This window comes from Endozoicomonas sp. SESOKO2 (genome assembly GCF_024606245.1).
Taxonomy (GTDB): Bacteria; Pseudomonadota; Gammaproteobacteria; order Pseudomonadales; family Endozoicomonadaceae; genus Endozoicomonas_A.
In genome coordinates, this window is the sequence record NZ_JAHHPQ010000728.1 from 1 (window position 1) to 3,983 (window position 3,983).

4 protein-coding genes are annotated in these 3,983 nt (G+C 49.7%); all 4 read left to right on the plus strand.

What is annotated here, in order from left to right:
* On the plus strand, positions 1-917 hold a 917-nt coding region (locus tag KDK17_RS17360; RefSeq protein ID WP_257288666.1), incomplete at its 5' end, for a lipoprotein-releasing ABC transporter permease subunit.
* Positions 910-1,605 (plus strand): ABC transporter ATP-binding protein, encoded by a 696-nt coding sequence (locus KDK17_RS17365; protein WP_257254160.1) that lies wholly within the window; start codon positions 910-912, stop codon positions 1,603-1,605. The genes KDK17_RS17360 and KDK17_RS17365, both read left to right, overlap by 8 nt.
* A gap of 207 nt (positions 1,606-1,812) precedes the next feature.
* Entirely contained in the window at positions 1,813-3,177 is a 1,365-nt protein-coding gene (locus KDK17_RS17370) for a M17 family metallopeptidase (RefSeq protein ID WP_257254159.1), read from the plus strand.
* A 507-nt stretch (positions 3,178-3,684) separates the two neighbouring features.
* The coding region (locus KDK17_RS17375) for a hypothetical protein (protein ID WP_257288667.1) at positions 3,685-3,983 on the plus strand (299 nt) is incomplete at its 3' end.

Genomic DNA, 3,983 nt, shown 5'->3' on the forward strand with positions numbered 1-3,983 from the left:
TTAAGAGACACATGCTGTATGGGATTGATCCGGCCTTCGAAAAGGAGGTGTCTATTGTCGATCAGAATATGGTGCAGGGATCTCTCGACAATCTGAAAGCCGGCACGTTTGGCATAGTGCTGGGTGAGATCATGGCTCAGTCCCTTGGGGTGACGACCGGTGATAAGGTTACCATGGTTCTGCCTGAGGCGAATGTGAACCTTGCGGGTGTTTTCCCCAGACTCAAACGTTTTACAGTAGTCGGTATCTTTGCAGTAGGCGCTGACGTGGATGGCAGTCTGGCCTATATCAACATTCAGGATGCTGCCCGATTCATGCGAGTATCGGAAGGTGTTGAGGGCATCCGTCTGAAAATGGAAAACCTGTTCGCTGCCCCCAAACTGGCTTGGGAGGTGGCTGTTCAGCTGCCGGGGCGTTACTACGTGCAAGACTGGACTCGTACCCAGGGGCAACTGTTTCAGGCGATCCAGATGGAAAAAACCATGGTAGGCCTGCTTTTGACGCTGATTGTTGCCGTAGCAGCATTCAATATCGTCTCTACCCTGGTGATGGTGGTGACTGACAAGCAGTCGGATATCGCTATTCTGAGAACACTGGGAGCCAGTCCGAAAACCATTATGGGTATCTTTATGGTACAGGGGTCTCTCATTGGTATTGTGGGAACATTATTGGGGGTTGTGCTCGGTGTGATTGCCGCATTGAACGTTTCTGAAATCATTTCAGCTCTTGAGTCCTGTCTGGGTATCCAGTTCCTCAGCCCGGACGTTTATTTTATCAGTTATCTGCCTTCTGAATTGCAATGGTGCGATGTTGCTGTCATCAGTATTGCAGGTCTGTCCATGAGTTTCCTGGCCACTTTGTATCCCGCCTGGAGAGCCTCTAAAACCCAGCCAGCAGAGGCACTTCGTTATGAATGAGTCCATCAACGCCGTATTAGAGTGCAGGGCACTGGCCAAAAGTTTTGATGAAGGCCCTGAAAAACTGGAAGTATTGAATGACTTAAACCTGGTGATCGGTCCTTCGGAGAGGGTCGCGGTGGTTGGCAGCTCTGGCTCAGGGAAAACGACATTACTGCAATTGTTGGCCGGACTGGATCGTCCTTCTTCGGGTGAAATCAGAGTCTGCGGCCATGAGCTGGCAACGATGAAAGAAGCAGAGCAGAATGAACTGAGAAATCGCCACCTGGGCTTCGTCTACCAGTTCCATCATCTGTTACCTGAGTTCACCGCTCTGGAAAATGTCTCTATGCCGCTACTGCTGAGAAAGAAAACACCCATCAGACAGATCAGGGAAAGAGCCGAACAGTTACTGGATGCCGTGGGGCTTGGGGCAAGGGCCAAACATAAGCCCGCAGAATTGTCAGGAGGAGAACGCCAGCGCGTAGCCATTGCCAGAGCCCTGGTTACTGAACCTGATCTGGTGTTTATGGATGAACCAACGGGTAATCTTGATCCTAATACAGCAGAAAAAGTGCATGATTTGATGGCCTCTCTCAGCAATGAGTTCAAGACCAGTTTTGTTGTGGTAACCCATGACATGAATCTGGCCAGACAGATGGATAGAGTCTTCCGACTGGATTCCGGAACGCTGATCATCGCTTCTTAAGCCAACCTGTCAACAGCCCGGAAAAATTATTCTGCTGTTCCAGATGGGTTGTGTCCACTGGCATGGTTACTGCGGCTTTGATAGCATGGGGCAAATGGCAATATTGTGGTTTGCCCCTGCTTTTGCTAGCAAGCCATCTCGATACTGAGTACCATCTTTCTGTATTGTCGTCTTTCAATCCCTCATATTCCCAATTGGTAGAGATCTATGCATTCCTATTTGCTGGCTGGTGACCACGGTATTCCTCTGACTCTGGTGGAAACTTCAGATTATGATCGCTGGTTTGATGAGCAGTCAGAACCTCTACAGAACTGGCTGACCTGCACAGACTTCAAAGGAGAGGGCATCAGTCTGATTCCCGGTGAAGAAGGTGTCGTGGATCAGGTTATTGTCGGTGTTGAAGATCTGTCCAGCCACTTTATCTGCGGAAATTTGGTCAATCAGCTGCCAGCTGGGGACTACAAACTTCAGGGCGATGAAAACCTTCTTAAACTGGCCGCATTTAGCTGGGGGCTGGGTGCTTATCAGTTCGACCGCTACAAAAAAACTGAACAGAAAGAGCGTCCAAGATTGATTCTGCCGAGGCAGGCAGAGGTTTTAGAAGCCGAAAAATTTGTTAAAGCGATGGCCATTGTTCGTGATCTGGTGAACACTCCGGCTGGCGATATGATGCCCGAACATCTGGGTGAGGCCGTAGAAAAGCTGGCCGAAGAGTTTGGTGCCAAAGTCAGTCAGACGGTAGGTGATGAGCTGTTGACTCAAAATTATCCCACCATTCATGCGGTCGGGCGCGCCAGCAGTCACGCACCACGGCTGATTGACATGACCTGGGGTGACGGGAAGCATCCCTTGATCACACTGGTGGGTAAGGGCGTCTGCTTCGACAGTGGCGGTTTGGACATGAAAGGTGCAGACGGTATGCGTCTGATGAAAAAAGATATGGGCGGTGCCGCTCACGTCATCGGACTGGCGCGCCTGATCATGGACTTTAACCTGCCTGTTCGTCTGAGAATGCTGATTCCAGCCGTTGAAAATGCGGTTGCCGGAAATGCCCTGCGTCCCGGAGATATAGTGAAAACCCGTCAGGGTTTGACGGTAGAAATTCACAATACCGATGCCGAAGGTCGTCTGGTTCTGTGTGAAGCACTGACGGAAGCCAGTACCGAAAATCCTGACATGATTGTCGATTTCGCCACTCTGACCGGAGCCTGTCGTGTGGCTCTGGGTACTGAGGTGGGGGGCTTTTACACTGACGATACGGCCCTGGCCTGTGAACTGATGCAGGCGGGTGACAAAACGGACGACCCAATCTGGCGCATGCCCTTGCACAAGGACTACAGGTACATGCTCAACAGCGAAATCGCTGATATGACCAACTGCGCCAAGGAGCCTTATGGAGGGTCTATTACTGCAGCTCTCTATTTGCAGGAGTTTGTCGGCAAGGGCATTCCCTGGGTTCACTTTGATATCATGGCCTGGAATATTCGTCCTCAGCCCGGTCGCCCGCTAGGTGGAGAAGCGTTTGGGGTTCGTGCCGTGTTTGAAGTACTTCAGGATCGCTACGGTCAGTAATCAAATTCCCGTTGGCGAAAGCCACTCCTGATTGCAGGCAGTGGCTTTTATTATGGGTGGGTGTGTTCTGGCTGGCATTAAAATTACTATATAAAAATAGGTATTCGAAAAATTCTTCTGCTCTGCCACTAAGCCAATTCCAGTAACCCTATCGATTTGTATGATGACTTTGTCACCCCGAGTTTGACGTCTACAGTTCTCTGCTGAATATTCGTCATTACAACCGCATTCGACGATTCAGGCGAATCTCATCGGGGCCAGATAATCACTTTACTGAAACTCTGAGATCGTCCCTGAGTTCATCGCTTTTCTCAAACCGGGTATGTCGACAGTCGTCAGGTATAAAACATCGGCGTTTCAGTAAAATTTCAGCACGTTTGTCAAGAATGGGAAAATCCATGAACCATTAACTTTTCGTTCCGTGCCCCTTTTTCTCTCGTCTATCCTCACTGCTCCTATTCATAGAAAACAAAGGATAAAACCATTAAAAGTTTACTCCTGCACGTATTGGTCTTTGTGCCTTTCGTTTGCCCGGTTGAGCCGCAGACCTACCGTTTTATCGTTGAGGTTAACCAGAATGGGGCTTCGACAAGCCAGAGTTTGTTTATAAAAGCTGAGCCGGGCACATTATCTGCAATGCCAATGACCGATGGGAGGCTGATGCCAAATGAATCATCACACATTACCCGCACAAACGGATATTCAGGTTCAGGCACGTTACCCGATGACAAACCCTGTAGGCGAAACAAACTTCAGATCATCACTTTGATGTACGGAACGGGCGGCGGAAACTATTCCCGGACAAC